Raw genomic sequence first — 1,343 nt, forward strand, 5'->3', positions numbered from 1 at the left:
GGTACTATAACATAAACTGTGTAAGTAGAAAAAATAATGGGGTTTTAAAACCCCATTATTTTTTTGTTTAATTTTATAATTTACACAATCTTATGAAAAAAGAAGATTTATTATCGGATGAATTTTTGAAGCAATTCAAAACAGGCGAAGACCTTTATAGTTTTTTAGGTCAATTGCAAAAACGAGGTTTAGAGAAAATGCTCGAAGGAGAATTAGATGCTCATTTGGGTTATGAAAAGCATGAAAAAACGACTATTGCCAATGCTCGTAATGGTTTTTCAAACAAAAAGATTAAAACCTCTTTTGGAGAATCTGAAATTCAGGTTCCAAGAGATCGAGATGCTTCATTTAACCCAATAATTGTTCCTAAACGACAGAACATGCTTGATGGTTTAGAGAATGTTATTGTGTCACTTTATGCCAAAGGAATGAGCAATAGTGATATTGAAGAACAAATAAGAGAAGTCTATAATTTTGAAGTCTCTACATCCACTATATCTCGAATAACTGACAGTGTTTCCAATGATATTATAGCTTGGCAAAACAGACCTTTAGAACCTGTTTATTTAATCGTATGGATGGATGGTATTGTTTTTAAAGTTCGAGAAAACTCAAAGGTTGTAAACAAAACCATCTACTTGGCTGTTGGACTCAATAGAGAGGGAAAGAAAGAGGTTTTAGGAATGTGGCTAGGTAGAAATGAAAGTGCCAGTTTTTGGTTGGGGGTAATGACAGATTTAAAAGCTAGAGGTGTTGAAGATATCTTAATTACAGCTACTGATAATCTACATGGTTTTACTCAAACCATTAAAAATGTGTTTCCTGAATCACAAACACAAGTCTGTGTGGTGCATCAAATTAGAAACTCCGCACGATATGTTGTTTGGAAAGATAAGAAGGCTTTTTCAGCCGATATGAAGCTAATTTACAATGCTCCAACCAAACAAGCTGCAAAAGCTTCACTTGAAGATTTTGCAAACAAATGGAACGGTAAATATCCATATGCTGTAAAATCTTGGACTGAAAACTGGGAAGAACTCACCGTGTTCTTTGACTTTCCAATTGAAATCAGAAAAATAATTTATACAACTAATTTAATCGAAAATCTCAATGGAAAAATTAGAAAATACACCAAAAATAAATTGTCATTCCCTACGGACGAAGCGGTTTTAAAATCCGTATATTTGGCTCTAAGAGAAGCAACTAAAAAATGGTCAATGCCAATCCCAAATTGGGGATTAATACTCAACCAGTTCTTAACTATATTTGAAAAAAGGGTTCAACTCTAATTAAAAAGTCAAACCCCTTTATTTTTAAACTTACACACTTTTTAGGATAGTGTC

1 protein-coding gene is annotated in these 1,343 nt (G+C 33.0%); it reads left to right on the top strand.

All coding sequences use genetic code 11. The features are described from left to right. The first annotated feature begins 92 nt into the window (after window positions 1–92). A complete protein-coding gene (locus AC23MC_RS16395; protein ID WP_487569401.1) occupies window positions 93–1,289 on the top strand; it encodes an IS256 family transposase in 1,197 nt (398 codons plus the stop codon). The last annotated feature ends 54 nt before the right edge of the window (window positions 1,290–1,343 follow it).

The organism is Flavobacterium sp. T50_26 (assembly GCF_057652995.1).